The following is a 15,651-nucleotide window of genomic DNA, read 5'->3' on the forward strand; positions in this document are numbered from 1 at the left end:
GCGGCTCTCCCGCCCGCCCTACGCACCGCGACGGCCGGAATGGATCGTCCGGGGGACCCCGACGACGCGCCGCGCCCCGGCACCGGGGGCGAGCAGTACCTTCAGGAGGAACATAAGGGCGGATATACGTCAGAACAACACCATTGGTGGAGCCCGCATGTCACCCTCCGTCACACACCGGACGGCCCGAAGACGCATTGCCGGCACCCTGAGCGTTGTGCTGGCCGTCGGCGTCGTCGTCACCGGCCTCGTCCAGGCAGCAGCGCCGTCCACCACTCCCCGCCGTCTCGATCCGCGCATCACCGCGGTCATGCGGAAGCCGGACTACCGCCATGCCCAATGGGGTCTGTTCCAACAGAACCCGGCCGGCGGCAGGGTGACGCAGTCCCGCTACGCCGACCAGTTCTTCATCCCCGGGTCGACGGCCAAACTGTTCAGCGTCAGCGGCACCTGGCACACCCTGGGCAGTGACCACCGCTTCGTCACGCCGGTCCACGCCGTCGGGCGGCGACTGGGCAGCACCCTCAAGGGCAACCTGGACCTGGTCGCACAGGGCGACCTGACGCTCGGCGGCCGCACCCGCAAGGACGGCACCGTCGCCTTCACCACCATCGACCACACCTACGCCGACGACGTCCCGGGAGCCACCCTCACCCCGGAGAACCCGCTGGCCGGTATCGACCAGCTGGCCCGGCAGGTACGCGCGTCGGGTATCCGTCGGGTCGACGGCAACGTGGTCATCGATTCCCGGCTGTTCCGTCCGGACGCGGTGCTCGACCCGACCCCCACGCCGCTGATCATCAATGACAACCTCATCGATCTGCTGACCTCCCCCGGCGCCGAAGCGGGCGCCCCGGCCGGCCTCGACTGGCGGCCGAAGGTCGCGCCGTACCACGTCACCTCGGCCGTCCGCACCGTCGCGGCGGGCAAACCGACCGACATCAACGTGACCAGCTCCCCCGACGGCACCCGCATCCGGCTGTCGGGCACCATCGCCGCCGGCTCCGCCCCCGTCCTGCGGGTCTCCGGCATCAAGGACCCGAACGCCTTCGGCCGGACGGCCCTGATCGAGGCACTGCAGCGCGCCGGCGTCCAGGTCCGGGCGAAGGCGGTGGGCCCCAACCCGGCCGGCCAGTTGCCGCGCTCCTACCAGGGCGCGCCCGCGGTGGCCCGGTACACCTCTCCGCCGTACGCCCAATACGCCAAGCTGATCCTCAAGGTGAGCCACAATCTCGGGGCGAACCTCGGGATGTGCCTGATGGCGACGACCACGGGAAGCTCCAACTGCGAGGAGGGCTTCCCGGTGCTCGCCGCCTTCCTGGACCGGGCGCACGTGGACCGCAGGGCCGTACAGCTCGCCGACGGCCGGGGCGGCAACCCGGTCGACCGCACCACACCCCGCGCCCTGGCCCAGATCCTGACGTACTGGCAGCACACCCCCGAGGCGCAGCTCTTCCGTACCTCGCTGCCGGTACTGGGCGTCGACGGGACCCTGGCGGACTCCTGCCGGCACTGCCCCTCACGCGGCAAGGTCTTCGCCAAGACGGGCACCGCTGCGGGCGGTGACGCGCTCAACGACCGGCTGGCGGTGGGCGCCGAAACCGCGGCCGGCTATCTGGAGACCCGCAAGGGCCACTTCGAGGTGTTCTTCGACGGGGTGAACGGGGCCTCGACCCCCAATGCCGACATCAACGGCGTCCTGACCATCGGCAACGACGTCGCCGCCATCGCCGCCTACCTCCAGCAGCAGGCCTCCGGCGGCGGACACCGAGCTTGATTGGCACCACCGAGCTTAATTGGCATCTTGGATGCCACTTCTATAGAGTGCGGGTGTGCGACTGACCAAGAGCACCGACATCGCCCTCCGTATTGCCATGCGCTTGGCGGTACTCGGCAACCGGGACGACGCGCCCACCACCCGCGAGGTGGCGAGCGCCGTCGAGGTGCCGTACACCCACGCCGCCAAGGTGGTGAGCAAGCTCCAGCACCTCGGCGCCGTCGAGGCACGGCGCGGGCGCGGCGGAGGACTGACGCTCACCACCGCGGGGCGTACGGGGTCACTGGGGCGACTGGTGCGCGAACTGGAGGGGGTCGACGATGTCGTGGGGTGCGAGGACGAGCCACCGTGCCCCCTGCGCGGCGGCTGCCGGCTCCGCGGCGCACTGCGGGCGGCACAGGAAGCGTTCTACGCCTCGCTCGACCCGCTCTCCATCGCCGATCTGATCGAGAGCCCGACCGGCCCGATCCTGCTCAGCCTGGCTCCCCGCCCCGCGACCTGAGCGCGCGCCACGACCCGGGGCCGTCACCTGGACTGAGTCCGCCTCCAGAACGGCGCGCTCCCCCTTGGTCAAAAATACGCATCCAAGATGCAACTTTCAGCTCCCTCCTTCTCCCTCCCCTCTCCTCCTCTTTCTTCGAGAATCGGAGCAGTCGATGCTGTCGAGCGAGTCCGCCAAGACCGTCACCGCCACCCTCCCCGCCGTGAGCGGGGCCATCGATGAGATCACGGCACTCTTCTACGAGAAGCTCTTCACCGCGCACCCCGAGCTGCTGCGCGACCTCTTCAACCGCGGCAACCAGGCCAACGGCAGCCAGCGGCAGGCCCTTGCGGGGTCGATCGCCGCGTTCGCGAGCCATCTCGTCGCACACCCGGACAGCCGGCCGGACACCATGCTGGCGCGGATCGCACACAAGCATGCCTCGCTCGGGGTGCGCGAGGACCAGTACCCGATCGTGCGGGCGCACCTCTTCGCGGCCATCGCCGAGGTGCTCGGCGATGCGGTGACCGATGAGGTGGTGCGCGCCTGGGACGAGGTGTACTGGCTGATGGCCCACGCCCTGGTCGCCATCGAGAAGCGGCTCAGCGCCGAGGCGGGCGTCCAGGACGGCAAGGTGTGGCGGCCGTATCGAGTGGCCGGCCGCATCCAGGAGACCGACGAGGTCGCGACTTTCCTACTCCAGCCGGCCGACGGGGCACCCGTCCCGCCGTCCCGCCCCGGCCAGTACGTCTCCGTACAGGTCCAACTCCCCGACGGTGCACGGCAGATACGTCAGTACAGCCTGTCCGGACAGCCGGACGGCGGGCTGCAGATCTCCCTGAAGCGGGTGGCAGCCGGGCGGCGGGCCGGGGCTCCGTCGGAGGACCCCGCGGGCGAGGTCTCCGGCCATCTGCACGCACACGTCCACGGCGGCGAAGTCCTGTACGTGAGCCCGCCGTTCGGCGATGTGGTGCTCCCCGAGGACGGCGCGGGCCCGCTGCTCCTCGCCTCGGCGGGCATCGGTTGTACGCCGATGATCGGCATGCTGACGCATCTCGCCGCCGCGGGCTCCCGACGCCGCATCATCGCCGCCCACGCCGACCGGTCGCCCGCCACCCACCCGTTCCGCACGGATCTCCGCCGGCTCACCGACAAGCTCCCCCACGCCACGGCGGAACTCTGGTACGAGGAGGGACTCCAGGACAGCGAAGGGCTCCGGGCTGACCGGGACGAGGCGGAACAGGCTACGGCCGAGGCCGTGACCGTACGCACCGGTCTGATGGATCTGACGCAACTCGCCATCCCGGCCGGCACCACCGCGTATCTCTGCGGGCCGGTGCCGTTCATGAAGGCGGCGCGTGCCCAACTGCTGGCCTCAGGAGTGCCCGCCGCGCAGATCCACTATGAGGTCTTCGGTCCGGACCTCGGTCTGAACTGATATCCGTTGCCCGCCGCCCGTGCACACCGCATGATGCGAACATGACCGCCAACCCACCTTCTGCGCCACCCGCCGTCGTCCCGCTCACGCGGTACACGAAGGAGGAACTCACCGAAATCGTCGGGGACGTCGAGGACCCCTTCGGTGTCGCGCACACCGGCCTGACCTGGCTGGCCAAGGAGCAGCACTTCGGCATCAGACGCGATGGCCGGCTCGTGGCACACACCGGTCTGGTGACGCTTCCCCTCACGGTCGGCACGACCGAGACCGAGGTGGTCGGCTTCGGCGGGGTGGCCGTCGCTCCTGATCTGCGGGGGCAGGGACTGGCACGGCTCGTCGTCACCGCCGCACGGGAACACGCCCGCACCATGGGACCGCCGTACGGGCTGCTGTTCTGCCGCCCCCAACTCCTGCCCCTGTACCAGCGGCTCGGCTGGCAAGAGCTTCCGGGGAAGGTAGTTGTCGAGCAGCCCGAAGGGCCCGTGGTGATGCCGCTGCACACCATGTGGACGCCCCTACGGGACGGGGAACGCTGGCCAGAGGGGCCGGTGCGGCTCCGGTCGCTGCCCATGTAAGCGGCGAGCCTCGACGCGCCCCGTGCCACTCACTGCCGTCCCACCATGTTCGAACGCTGCTCGTCAGCCCGGGAGTCCCACGAAGGTTCGCATCTGTCCTTCGTCCGCGTGGAGTCCCGGCGCGTCGTTTGGACAGCCCACGAGCCTCCGACACCGTGAAGTCGTGCGTCCTCTCCTTCTTCGTCTCGCCGCGGCGACCGCCGTCCTCCTTGCCGCCACCGGCTGCGTCTCCCTCCCGGCCGGTGGATCCGGGCACGGGCCCGGTACCGCTCCGGGCGGCCGTACCGTCGCTCCGGCCCGGCCCTCACCGCTGCTGATGCCCACCGAGAAGTCCACGCGGGAACGGCTGGTGGATGTGGCCTCCGCACGGCACAAGCCCGGGCGGCAGCGGAAGTTGCCCAAGAAGGTTGCCACCCGAGGGCACGCTGCGGCGGTGAACGGGCGGGAGCGGCCCAAGGGACGGGCCATGCCGCATCACCCGCGTTCCGCACCGCCCAGGGCGCGTACGCGTACCCAGCCCGTACGTGCGGTGCCACGGCAGCGGCACCGTGCCGGTGCGCAGACGCGGGCGCTTCCCCGGCCGCCGCGGCGCGGGGCGACGGTCGACCCGGGTGTGGTGTGCCGGATGGCGTCCGGCCGGGTCCGCGCGGACCTGGTGCAGCTGTGCCACCGGGCGTACGGACGCTGAGCGCGCCGGGCCCGGGCTCGCCGTCCGCGACGGGGGCGCCGCGCCCGTGCGTCACGCCAGCCGGATCTCCGTCCCGGCCGACTGCTCCCGGGCGGCCGCGACGACCAGGGCCGCGGCCGCGGCGTCCTGTACGGCCACACCGACGGACTTGTAGAGGGTGATCTGGTCCGGTGAAGTGCGGCCCGCTTTATGGCCGGTGAGGAGTTCGCCCAGCTCGGCGTGTACGTGTTCCTCGGTGATGAGGCCCGCGCGGAGCGGCTGCAGCAGATCGTTGCTGCCCGTGGGGAAGGGAGCCAGCGCCGCCTGCCGGGATTCGACGCACACCAGCGCCTCCGCAATCGTGGCGTCGTCGATCTCGCGGCCGTCCGGGTTAAAGCCCACCGAGGTCACATGGACGCCCGGCGAGAGCCAGGAACGGCGGATCACGGGGTCGACGGCATGGGTGGTCGCGGCGGCGATGTCCGCACCGTCGAGCGCCTCGGCGTAGCCGGCGAACGCCGCGGCGGGGACCTGGAGTTCGGCCGACAGCAGGTCGGCCAGCGCGGCCGCCTTCGCCCGGTCGCGGCCGGCCACCCGGATCTGCCGGATCGGGCGGACCCGGCACATCGCCGCGGCGTGTGACCGGGCCTGGGCGCCGGTGCCCAGGAGTGCCAGCACCGAGGCGTCGTCACGGGCCAGCAGGCGGGCCGACAGCGCCGAACCTGCGGCGGTCCGGGCCGCGGTGATCGCCGTACCGTCCAGCAGCGCGGTGGGCTCTCCGGTGTGCGGATCGAAGGCGACGATCAGCGCCTGATGGGTCGGCAGAGGGGTGCCGCCGTTGTGCGGGAAGACGGAGACCAGCTTGGTCATGAGCATCTCGGCCGACGGCACATGGCCCGGCATCGCTGCCAGGAAGCCGTCCCGTTCGGGTACCCGCACGGCAACGCGGTCCGGGGCGGCGGCGCGCCCCGCGCTGAGGTCCGTCATCGCCGACGCCAGGGCATCGATCAGCGCATCGATGTCGAGCAGCGCCTCGACCTGCGCACGTCCGAGAACCAGCATCCTTCTCACCCTCCCGATCACCGCGTACCGGCCGGCGTCACGCCGGGCCGGGATGCCGACCGTAGCGTCCATGGCTCCGACTGCGCCGGGTCACCGGCACCGGACCCTGTGCAACCATCTCACTCATGTCCGGTCTGGGGTAAATTCTCCTTATGCCGCTTTTATGCGAGCCGGGTGACGGGCGGGCCGGAAGCCAGCAGGGCGCGGTCCCCGCACACGGAGTCGCGGGCGGTTCGGACGCCGACGAAGCCTGGGCCAGTCCGCGCGGCTCGTTGCGGCAGTGCCCCGAGCGTCCCTTCGCGAGCCCCAGGGGCTCAACAGGAGGTGTAGATCCATGCGAGCAAAGCAGCTGAGGCGCTCCTTGGCGGTCGCCGCGGCCAGTGCCGTGCTGGCCGGCGGAGCGGCCGTGGGGACCACGGGCACGGCCGCCGCTGCGCCGGCCACCACGTCCGCGGTCAGCCAGACCACGCAGGCCAAGTGCACCTGGCACTCGGGTTATTGGACCAAGCGTTGGTACCACGGGCGCTGGGAGTACAGGTGGCACGGGGGCTGGTTCGACGGTCGCCACCACTGGCACCACGGGTACTGGGCCAAGTACTGGCACCCCGGCCACTGGGAGAGGCAGTGGCACAAGGGCTGGTACAGCTGTAGGCACTGAGCCCGCTGGACACAGCTGAGCCCCGGTGCGGTTCCCTGATGAGGGAGCCGCACCTTGCCGTTTCGCCGTACTTCCGCCGCTCGGTAGCGCGGTGACAGACTGCAACACTCGACAACCAGCGGAGGACCCAGACATGGCTCCGCTATTGCGATCACTGGGTGAAGGCCACCGCCTGACAACAAGCCCGCCCAAGAACCTCTAACGCAACTCGGGTAGCCGTTACTTCTGGATAGGTGCGGCGGTTGGTTTGGTGTGAGCAAACGCAATCCTCAACCCTGGCTAGTTGACGACGAGTTGTGATCGGGAATCGAGCCGTTGCTGCCAACCCAGCCGCCTGGGCACCGGCAACCGGGCCGGAAGAGGGCGCTGGAGGACCGCAGGGTGCTGTGCGGCATCCGGTTCGTCCTCTACACCGGCATCCAGCGACATCCACGAAGCATTCCTCAAACTCACCTGCTCACTGATCTGCCGGCGACGCCTGCGAACCGTGTTGCGCTAGGAGCTCTTACTCCCTGAGCCTCGTCGCGACCGCGGATCGGAGGGGATCTGGAAAGCTGTCAGCGAAGGGGTGGGCCTTTCTCCAGGAATGTGTCGAGTACTCCGTCCGCGACCTTTACCGTGCCTTGCGGCCGGGTTGCCCCGGGAATGGTTCGGATGACTGACGCCTGCTTCGCCAAGGCTCGGGAGCGGGCCTGTAGCTCGTCGGCTCTCGGAGGGTCTCCGTTCAGCCGTGCCTTGAGGCTGTCGCAGGTAGTTGTAAGGGCTTGTGCCCAGAGGGCCATCGCGTCGAGCCAGGGTTTAGCCTCTGTGATCAAGGTTCTGTCCGGGACGTGAGCGGTGATCCGCTGGGGTGCGTTGACCATTGCTGCGGCGTAGGCGCGTAGATGGGCGACAGCCTGATCTTTGTGGCCTGAGGTCCACAACCTGTCGAACTCTTTCAGGCGGGCGGCGAGGACGGGTGCTTGGGGTTGCCAGGGTGCGCCCTTCCAACTGGGTGCCAGGTGCTGGGTGTCGAAGAAGACTCGCAGGGCTTCGGCGGTGTCCGCGTCGCCGTCGGAGAGGTGGTCTGCGGCTGCTTGGGCGCTGACGGACGGGTCGTAGGCTTGTGGATTCCATGCGTAGTCGGCACCGGTGAATTCGGCTACTTTACTGGCCGACGCCTGATTCATGGGATTGAGGACCACTCCTGAGAGGTAGTCCCCCAGCGCCCGGGAGCGGTTGGCGTAGGGAGCGAGTAGCAGGCGGCCGGCTGCCTGGTCGGAGTCGTTGACCGGGTAGTTGTCCCAGAGCAGGACGTCGCGATTCCACAGCTCGGCGGATTGCCGTGCCTGATCTGCGGTGATGCTGGTGGGTAGGACGTCGGTGCCGGTCCACATCATCGTGATCCGCCGGTCCAAGCTGCGGCGTAGGGATTTCTTGTACAGGGTCGCCGACAGGTCGCTGTACTGGGTGGGAACCATTACCAGCGGCCTCAATCCACGATGGCGGTCGACGAATTCGTGTTGGATGCGGTTGAGCAGGCCGGACTGGGAAGTGGCCATGGCCTGCTGGGTCACCGTCCTCCACCTGGCGAAGTCCGCCGCACAATTCCACACCGACAGCGGGTGGATGTCGTCAAAGGCGATCGCGAAGTTGCGGATGCCTAGTTCGTACAGTGAACCGAGCTTGTCCAGGATGGTACGTCGGTCACGCGCCGAGTTGTAGCAGATGGATTTGCCCGGGGAGAGCACGTAGGTGAACCGCACATGGCGACGGCTTGCCACGTCGGCGAGAACGGACAGTCGCCGGGCTTGCTCAGGCGGATACCGGTCACGCCACCGGTCGCGCTCGAAAGGATCGTCCTTGGGAGCGTACAAGTACGTGTTGAACTTCATCCGCCCGTAGAAGGTCAGTTGATCCAGTCGGTCTTCGTGCGTCCATGGTCTGCCGTAGAACCCCTCGACTACACCGCGCCGTGACATGGCGGGGAAGTCCACGATTGACACGCCGGCGACCCGTGACCGGCTGGCAATCTGAGCGAAGGTCTGGGCGGCGTAATAGACACCGTCAGAGTCCTTGCCGGCCAGCAGCACATCGCCTCGCCCGTTCACCGAATCGGTGGTGATCGCGTACCCCTCGGCAGGAAGCTCTCCGGGGCCGAACGCCTTGCTGCGTTTGAGTAGGGAAGCAACAACAGGGCTGTCGCTGCGGCCGATCACAACCGTCAGTGCCGTCGGCCGGCCGGCATCGGCGACCGCAGCGCCTGCGATGGACGTGTGTACCTCGCTCGCGCCAGCGGACCGGAGGGCCCGGATCACCGTCTCCATCGACTGATCGTCCGTGCCGTGGCCGCGCAGCACCTCAACGGTCGACGGGATGTTGAGATCTGGTCCGGTGCGTCGTATCGCCCGCGGCGTCGGGCTGATATGTGGCAGTCCGGGGCCATTCTGGCTGGCGGCCGCGATCCTCGGCGCGGAGGAGGCGGACTGCGATCGTGTGGCCGCGACCTGCCCTGGGGGTGAGAAGCATCCGGAGAGCATGAACGCACTTATGGCCAGCGTCGCGGCTAGAGCCCGGCTGATCCGGTTCCCCGTCACTGGCAGCGCTCCCTGCTGACCAGGAGCATCCAAGCGGCCGCAAGCAACACCAGGAACCAACTGCTCGGCACGAGGAGAAATAGCGAGGTGGCGATGGAGGAGTAGGGGTCACCCAACGGAAGGACGAGCCAGTATGTGACGGCACTGGTAGCGATCAGCGCTAGCGTGCACAACGGCCATACCAGCAGCCCGGCCACCTTCACTCGGGTCCGCCAGCCCGGGGTGAGCACCCAAATCAGCCCACCGATCACATAGCCTGCCACGGGCAGGAGGTATCCGCCGAAGACCAGTGCCAGCACTGCGAAAGCCTCGCGGCTGCTGTAGGCCCTTTGCCCTATACGGTGAGTCCGCGCGGCTTTGGCGACGCCTTCCGGCTGCGGGTTCGGCCGTGGGAGACCGGGTTGATGACGCATGAGATCACTTCCGTGGTGGTCGATATCCTCAGGGAGATTTGCTGCCAGATGACGCAAATCGATCCATGAATGGTTGCTATGACATGGAGATGCACCAGAGCCCGGCTCCGGAAGGGGCCCCGACGTTGCGAATGCCCTTGCCATCCAAGGCCCTTGCATGGCGGCACTGTGGCCTTCACCGGCATCGCCCAACTGCGAGTGCGTGCGCGGCATACCCCTCAGGGCAGGCGATGTAGCCGGATCACCGAAACCCGCACAGCCCTAACGACTTGGGCCGTCTGAAGCGCACTTGTCGCAATCGCATGCCTGATTCGGTGGTTGGGGTGCAGCCGAACCAGCGGCGGCTCATCCCGCTATCCCGACTGCCCCATGGTCTGCCGCCGAATCCGCGGATTCCGGACCAGGCCGCTGGGGCCAGAGGTGTCACGGCCGTCTTGTGGCGGCCGATTGTTACTGTTCATCAGAATCCTTGTGCAACAGGTGTATTCAACGGCAGAAATCGGTTTTGGATCCGGCGGATCGCCGCGCATCGGTCGTGTGCGGCGCGCCCCGCACCAGCTGCGTTGCGAGAGAAGCCCTTAAGAGCCGGACCTTGATAGGACTACCGCGTGGCATGTTTGCGATGTATGGCGCAATTCGCCGGCATGATGCGGTGATCTTCCCGCATCCTCACGTACACAACGGTGTTTGGCGCTCTTGGCTGCCTTGCTCTTTGGAGCGCGAGCGCGAGCCTCGATCAGGCTCGATGCTGATCAGGCGCCCCTGGTGAGTTCCTTGAGGACGCGGTAGATGCTGTCGAGTGCGGCGTCGAGGTAGTCGGGCTTCAGTCCGTGTGTGATCCGAAGATGGTTCTCGATGCCGAAGTGGGCGCCCGCGCTGACCAGGACGTTGCCGCGTGCGCGCAGCGCGTTGGCCACGTCGAGGCTGGCGTGGTTGAGGTGGTATTGGACGAAGCCGAGAGCAGTTGCATCCGGCGGGACAATGGACAGGAGTCCGTCGCTGGCGTCGATCCACTGCTGGAGGCGGGCGTAGCCCTCGCGGATCAGCTTGCGGTTGCGGGTGAGCAGACGGTCGCGGGTGGCTGGGGCGAGGGCGGTTTCGGCGAGGTGCATGGAGAGATTGCTGGTGGAGATGGTGGCGTATTCGTGGCGCCGCCATGCCGAGTCCATGAGTTTGGGCGGTGCGACGAGCCAGCCCAGACGCAGGCCGGGCAGGCCGAAGGCTTTGGACAGGCTGCCGACACACACGGTCTTGTCGTAGCGACCCCAGAAGCTGGGGGTGATCCGGTCCATGAGGCGTTCGGTGCCGCGGTAGACCTCGTCGGCGAGGATCCAGGCGCCGACCCGGTCGGCGGTGGCGGTGATCGCGTCCATCTCGGTCTCGGTGAGGATGGTGCCGACCGGGTTGTTGGGGTTGGTGACGGCGATGAGCTTGGTGTCCGGCCGCACCATGCGCTCCAGGGCATCGAGGTCTGGGCGCCAGTGGTAGTCGGGGTCGAGGGGGAAGGCGTCGACTTCGGCGCCGGCGTTGAGCGCGCAGCCGCGGACCTGGCGGTAGCCGGGCTCCATGATGACCACGTGGTCTCCGGGGCTGACGAGGCTGGCGACGGTGATGGCGTTCGCCTCGGCGGCGCCCACGGTGACCAGGACGTTGTCGGGTGCGGCGGAGTGCCAGGCTGCGATCAGGCCGCGCAGGATGTCGTTTCCGCCGACCGGCGGGTAGTGCAGCGCGATGGCGAGCAGGCGTTGGATCGCCTCGGGGTCGTCGCCGAGGAGTTCGCCCAGGCCGACGGGGTGGCAGCCGCTGTCGGCGAGGTCGTGGGTGACCGTCTGCTCGTAGCGGGACTGCCACTCTTCGAGTGCGAAAGGGGTGAAGGGCATGGTGACCTCTGCTGGCTGAACTGGGTGAGGGAGGGAGGGGTCAGGCGCGTTCAAGCAGGCGGGCGTCAGGGGCGTGCAAGAAGGCGAGCGATGGCGAGGTCCTCGATGCCCAGGCCGATGGACCGGAAGAAGACCGGTCGCTCACCGGACGCAAGCGGGCAGCCGCCGGTGAGGAGTTCGGGCAAGTCGCCGCGCAGGTGCTCGGGGGACCACATCCCCTGCTCCGCGGCGAGGACCATCTCGCAGGCCGCTGCGGTGACGGTGGGCCGGTAGTCGCCGTAGACCTCCAGGTCGGCAAGGGCCTCGGGGGCGATCTCGTGGGCGCGCGGTGCGTTGGTGCTGATGGACGTCACGACCGTGCCCGGCGCGAGGGCGGTTGCGTCGATGACGGGCTCGGCCGCCGAGGTGCACAACAGCACGACGTCCGCGCCGGCCACAGCCTCCTCGGCGGTCCGAGCCACGGCCACGCCTTCGGGGGCGTCCGCCTGAACCAGTTCGCGACCGTACATGCGCAGCGAGGTGAAGTCCCGCACGGCGCGGGCGTATCGCAGGTGCGCGCGGGCCTGGGTGCCGGAGCCGATGACGGCGAGCGTGGCGGCATCGGGCCTGGCCAGTCGGTCGACGGCGAGGGCACTGGTGGCGGCGGTGCGTTCCACCGTGAGTGTGTGGGCGTCGCACAGCAGCAGCGGGCGCCCGGTGCAGGTGCTCAGCACCAGGGTCCAGGCGGTGACGACAGCGGATCGGTTGAGCTGGGGAAGGTACGGCGAGACCTTCACGCCGTAGGCGTCACCGATCACCGCCTGATAGGTGATGACGTCGCCGCCGCCTGGCAGCGGCATGACAGTCTGGGGCGGCTGCACCGCCGTCCCTGCGGCAAGCTCGGTGAACGCGGTACGCAGCGCGTCCAGGACATCGTTGGTAGTCAGACGGGGCAGTTGTGCCACCACAGGTATTCTGGTGCTCATAATGAGCAACATAATGCACACCAAAGGGAGTGTCGTGTCAACACCGTCGGAGAGCGGCCCGACCATGCAGGTCATCGAGCGCCTCGGCCGCGAGGTACGTCGCCGGCGCCAAGCGGCGGGCCTGACCGTTCAGGGCCTGGCTGACAGCGCGGGCCTCAGCCGCCGGATGCTCACCCAGATCGAACAGGGGACGGCCAACCCCAGCTTGGTGACCATCGACAAGATCGCCCGCGCTCTCGGTGTCGACTTCGCTGCCCTGACCGCTCCACCCGCGACCGAGCCCCTTCACGTCTCCGAAGCGGTCGAGGTGTGGAGCAGCCCCGCAGGCAGTCGTGCCCTGCTGCACGTGGCCAGCGCTCGCCGCGGCGGACCGGAGCTGTGGGAGTGGACCTTGCAACCCGGCGACCGCTACCAGGCCCAACCCGACCCCCCAGGCTCCGAGGAACTCATCCTCGTCAGCACCGGAACCCTCTTGCTGGAAACCGAAGAGCGGTTGGCCGCCCTGGACGCCGGAGCCTCCGCCCGGCTGGCAAGCGACCGCCCCTACGCCTACGCAGCCCCCGAAGGCGGGGAACCCGCCATCTTTGTCCGCGTCGTGGAGGCCGGCGACTCGCGCACCCGCTGACGAAAGCGGCCGACGGAGGAATTCTCCCGAGCGTCCGACCAACGGCCACAGCCGCACCGCGTCGGCTCCGCTGGGGCGGTCCGCGCGTTCTCATGCTCCCCGAGCGTCCCGCGAGCGAGGAGGCGGCCGCGAGGCCGTCGCCATGTTCGGCGGCGGCGACCCGCAAGCCCGTCATCGCCCGACGCCGTATCGCCCACGGCTCAGGACTGGGAACCAAGCGGTGGGTAGTGGAGCAGAGCATCGCCCTCCTGCACTGGTTCGGACGCCTGCGAATCCGATGGGAGGCTCGCGACGACATCCACGAAGCATTCCTCAAGCTCGCCTGCTCACTGACCTGCTGGCGACGCCTGCAACCCGTGTTGCGTCAGGAGCTCTTGGCGAAGTTCAGCTGCCGGACTGCCGGGTCCGGTCCTCCCGGCACGCCGCGGAAGAGGTGTACGAGCGGCGAATCCGTTTGCCCCGCGGGGACGACGCATTGCGGGCGCAGGAGCGGGCACGCGAGGACTGCGAGGCGCAGTCGCAGGGACGTGTGAGGCATGCGGCCGATCCGGCGCCTCGACGCATCGCCTGTGGACCGCGTTCGACCGCGGAGAATGGAGGTACCCATGGACTGGCGCCATGAGGCGGTATGCCGCGAGGAGGACCCGGAGCTGTTCTTTCCCGTCGGCAACACCGGCCCCGCGCTGCTGCAGATCGAGGAGGCCAAGACCGTGTGCCGCCGCTGCCCGGTGATGGGACAGTGCCTGCAGTGGGCGCTGGAATCCCGTCAGGAGTCGGGCGTCTGCGGTGGGATGAGCGAGGAAGAGCGGCGCGCCATGCGGCGCCGGGCCGCACGGAACCGGGCGCGTAGTGCCGCCGCTTAGCGGCATAGGTGCCGGGGCCCGTACCGCGGACCGCACACGGGTCCCGCGTTCCCGGATCAGTCAGGGGCGGTGGCGGTGCACGATCCGCCGCCGCCCCTCCGTCGCGGTTGTACGCGGCGGGGCCTGGGGCCCGTCAGGCGGCGGGGCCTGGGGCCCCTCGGGCGTGGCGTCGTGGGTACCGGATTTCCCGGCCCGGCGCCGGTACGCTTCCGTCACCCCCGGACGGTGACTCGGCGCGTGCGGCGACGGGCCCCCGGGGCGAGGGACCGGAAGGACGTCACCATGACCACGGATGCACACCCCGGTCCGCTGCGCATCCTGGTGCTCGGCGCCGCACTGCGCGCCGCATCGACCAATGCCAAGCTGGCTTCGCTGGTGGCCCGCATGCTGACCGAGGCCGGCGCCGATGTCGATCTGGCCTCGATGCGGGAATTCGACATGCCGCTGTACGACGGTGATGCGGAGGCCGCACACGGAGTGCCGGACGGGGCGCTCGCGCTGCGCGACCGGCTCGAACGGTGCGATGCCTTCGTCCTCGCCTCCCCCGAGTACAACGCCTCCGTGCCGGGGGTGGTGAAGAACGCGATCGACTGGGTCTCCCGCGTCCGGCCGCAGCCGTTCAAGACCAAGCACGCGCTGCTGGTTTCCGCCTCGCCGTCCCTGGTCGGCGGCAACCGGGGGCTGTGGGCGCTGAGGGTTCCGCTGGAGCATCTCGGCACCCGGGTCTACCCGGATATGTTCAGCCTCGCCGGGGCGCACGAGAAGTTCACCGAGGACGGGCAGCTGACCGACCCCGCGCTCCAGCAGCGCCTGGAGGAGACCGTCACGGCCTTCCTCCACCTCGTCGAGGCCGACGCGCGCTACGTCTGTCTGCAGCGGCGCTGGTACGAGTTCCTCGGCGACCGCACCGGGGCCCCCGTCACCCAGCGGGCCGAGGACTGAGCCCCTGAGCGTGCCGGTGGCGCGCTCCCCGCGCCTCGTACGCCCCACCCCGTGATGGGGCGTACGTGTGCGGTGTTCAGCGGTCCGCGGCTGCGTCGGAGTCCGCGGCGGCGGCCGCGCTCGCGGCGGCGTCCACCAGCTTCTGCATCTCCGCCGCGCTGGTGGGCGCCGGGGAGGCGGGCGACGACGGTGCAGGGGAGGCATCGCCCTCGGCGCGTACCCCGTTGCCGCATCCGGCGACGAGCAGGCCGCACGCCAGGCTGGTCACCACGAGCACCGCGAACTGTCCGGTGCGGGTCACGACGAGGCCGTGTTGTGCTGCGTACGGCACCAGGCGGCGACCTTGGCGAGGTCCTTCTGCCGCTGCTGGAGCGTGGGCACCAGAGACTTGCGGTGGGCGAGCTTGTGGCTGAGGAAGGTCTCGATCTCGTTGTGTCCGGCCGCCTTGGCATTCGCCACCCGCTTCTCCAGGCGGGCGACGGAACCGCGGACTTCGGCGTTGCCCTGGAGTCGGTGCAGGGCCTTCGTGAGGCGCTTGTCGATCTTGGGCGCGCGCTTGCACAGCGACTTCGCCCCGTCGCCCGTGGGGCTCTTGGCGGACGGGGCGGGCGCCGGGGTGCTGCCGGTCGCGGCGGCGGTGCCCGCGATGCCGAGCAGGGCCGTACAGGCAGCCACCGAGGTGATGACCAGGTTGCGGGTACGCATGGAGTCCTCCTCACGGGAAAGCGG

General features: G+C 69.2%; 15 protein-coding genes and 1 pseudogene. 9 read left to right on the plus strand and 7 right to left on the minus strand.

Annotation, left to right across the window (positions count from 1 at the left end; genetic code table 11):
• Window positions 1–217: 217 nt before the first annotated feature.
• The 5 genes from dacB (at window position 218) to CPH93_RS35655 (ending at window position 4,959) form a co-directional block, all read left to right on the plus strand.
• On the plus strand, window positions 218–1,777 hold the full coding sequence (dacB, locus tag CPH93_RS01565) for a D-alanyl-D-alanine carboxypeptidase/D-alanyl-D-alanine endopeptidase (protein ID WP_231977140.1): 1,560 nt from the start codon (window positions 218–220) through the stop codon (window positions 1,775–1,777).
• Between the two features lie 55 nt (window positions 1,778–1,832).
• Window positions 1,833–2,279: an RrF2 family transcriptional regulator gene (locus CPH93_RS01570; protein WP_096211679.1), complete on the plus strand. Its 447-nt coding sequence runs from the start codon at window positions 1,833–1,835 to the stop codon at window positions 2,277–2,279.
• A 154-nt stretch (window positions 2,280–2,433) separates the two neighbouring features.
• The gene (locus CPH93_RS01575) at window positions 2,434–3,696 is read left to right on the plus strand and encodes a globin domain-containing protein (RefSeq protein ID WP_096211680.1); all 1,263 of its coding nucleotides are present in this window, start codon (window positions 2,434–2,436) and stop codon (window positions 3,694–3,696) included.
• A gap of 41 nt (window positions 3,697–3,737) precedes the next feature.
• Window positions 3,738–4,271 carry a GNAT family N-acetyltransferase gene (locus CPH93_RS01580; protein WP_096211681.1) on the plus strand — a complete coding sequence of 178 codons (534 nt, stop codon included), beginning with the start codon at window positions 3,738–3,740 and terminating at the stop codon, window positions 4,269–4,271.
• A 163-nt stretch (window positions 4,272–4,434) separates the two neighbouring features.
• Window positions 4,435–4,959: a hypothetical protein gene (locus tag CPH93_RS35655; protein ID WP_159394948.1), complete on the plus strand. Its 525-nt coding sequence runs from the start codon at window positions 4,435–4,437 to the stop codon at window positions 4,957–4,959.
• Between the two features lie 51 nt (window positions 4,960–5,010).
• Here the strand turns inward: CPH93_RS35655 and CPH93_RS01585 are convergent, their stop codons facing one another.
• From CPH93_RS01585 to CPH93_RS01615, 5 genes are all read right to left on the minus strand, one after another.
• Window positions 5,011–6,000, minus strand: coding sequence for an ornithine cyclodeaminase family protein (locus tag CPH93_RS01585; RefSeq protein WP_096211682.1), 990 nt, complete (start codon window positions 5,998–6,000; stop codon window positions 5,011–5,013).
• Between the two features lie 1,215 nt (window positions 6,001–7,215).
• On the minus strand, window positions 7,216–9,177 hold the full coding sequence (locus CPH93_RS01600) for a beta-N-acetylhexosaminidase family protein (protein ID WP_096215253.1): 1,962 nt from the start codon (window positions 9,175–9,177) through the stop codon (window positions 7,216–7,218).
• A gap of 53 nt (window positions 9,178–9,230) precedes the next feature.
• Entirely contained in the window at window positions 9,231–9,533 is a 303-nt protein-coding gene (locus CPH93_RS01605; protein WP_096211685.1) for a hypothetical protein, read from the minus strand.
• Between the two features lie 866 nt (window positions 9,534–10,399).
• Complete coding sequence (locus CPH93_RS01610; protein ID WP_096211686.1) at window positions 10,400–11,527, minus strand: aminotransferase class I/II-fold pyridoxal phosphate-dependent enzyme; 1,128 nt, start codon at window positions 11,525–11,527, stop codon at window positions 10,400–10,402.
• 65 nt (window positions 11,528–11,592) lie between these two features.
• Entirely contained in the window at window positions 11,593–12,492 is a 900-nt protein-coding gene (locus CPH93_RS01615) for an ornithine cyclodeaminase family protein (protein ID WP_096211687.1), read from the minus strand.
• Window positions 12,493–12,526: 34 nt separating this feature from the next.
• Between CPH93_RS01615 and CPH93_RS01620 the strand changes: the two genes are divergently transcribed.
• The 4 genes and pseudogenes from CPH93_RS01620 (at window position 12,527) to CPH93_RS01630 (ending at window position 14,922) form a co-directional block, all read left to right on the plus strand.
• Window positions 12,527–13,117 (plus strand): helix-turn-helix domain-containing protein, encoded by a 591-nt coding sequence (locus CPH93_RS01620; protein WP_096215254.1) that lies wholly within the window; start codon window positions 12,527–12,529, stop codon window positions 13,115–13,117.
• 164 nt (window positions 13,118–13,281) lie between these two features.
• Window positions 13,282–13,470, plus strand: a pseudogene (locus tag CPH93_RS36605) (transposase); the annotation flags it as partial.
• A gap of 252 nt (window positions 13,471–13,722) precedes the next feature.
• On the plus strand, window positions 13,723–13,980 hold the full coding sequence (locus CPH93_RS01625) for a WhiB family transcriptional regulator (protein WP_096211688.1): 258 nt from the start codon (window positions 13,723–13,725) through the stop codon (window positions 13,978–13,980).
• Window positions 13,981–14,262: 282 nt separating this feature from the next.
• Window positions 14,263–14,922: an NADPH-dependent FMN reductase gene (locus CPH93_RS01630; protein ID WP_093487901.1), complete on the plus strand. Its 660-nt coding sequence runs from the start codon at window positions 14,263–14,265 to the stop codon at window positions 14,920–14,922.
• Window positions 14,923–14,998: 76 nt separating this feature from the next.
• Here the strand turns inward: CPH93_RS01630 and CPH93_RS01635 are convergent, their stop codons facing one another.
• Together CPH93_RS01635 and CPH93_RS01640 are read right to left on the minus strand one after the other, a co-directional pair.
• Window positions 14,999–15,223 (minus strand): hypothetical protein, encoded by a 225-nt coding sequence (locus CPH93_RS01635; protein ID WP_096211689.1) that lies wholly within the window; start codon window positions 15,221–15,223, stop codon window positions 14,999–15,001.
• Window positions 15,220–15,627, minus strand: coding sequence for a hypothetical protein (locus CPH93_RS01640; protein WP_096211690.1), 408 nt, complete (start codon window positions 15,625–15,627; stop codon window positions 15,220–15,222). The genes CPH93_RS01635 and CPH93_RS01640 overlap by 4 nt, the downstream gene beginning before the upstream one ends.
• Between the last annotated feature and the right edge of the window lie 24 nt (window positions 15,628–15,651).

This window comes from Streptomyces sp. 2323.1 (assembly GCF_900221035.1).
Classification (GTDB): Bacteria; Actinomycetota; Actinomycetes; order Streptomycetales; family Streptomycetaceae; genus Streptomyces; species Streptomyces sioyaensis.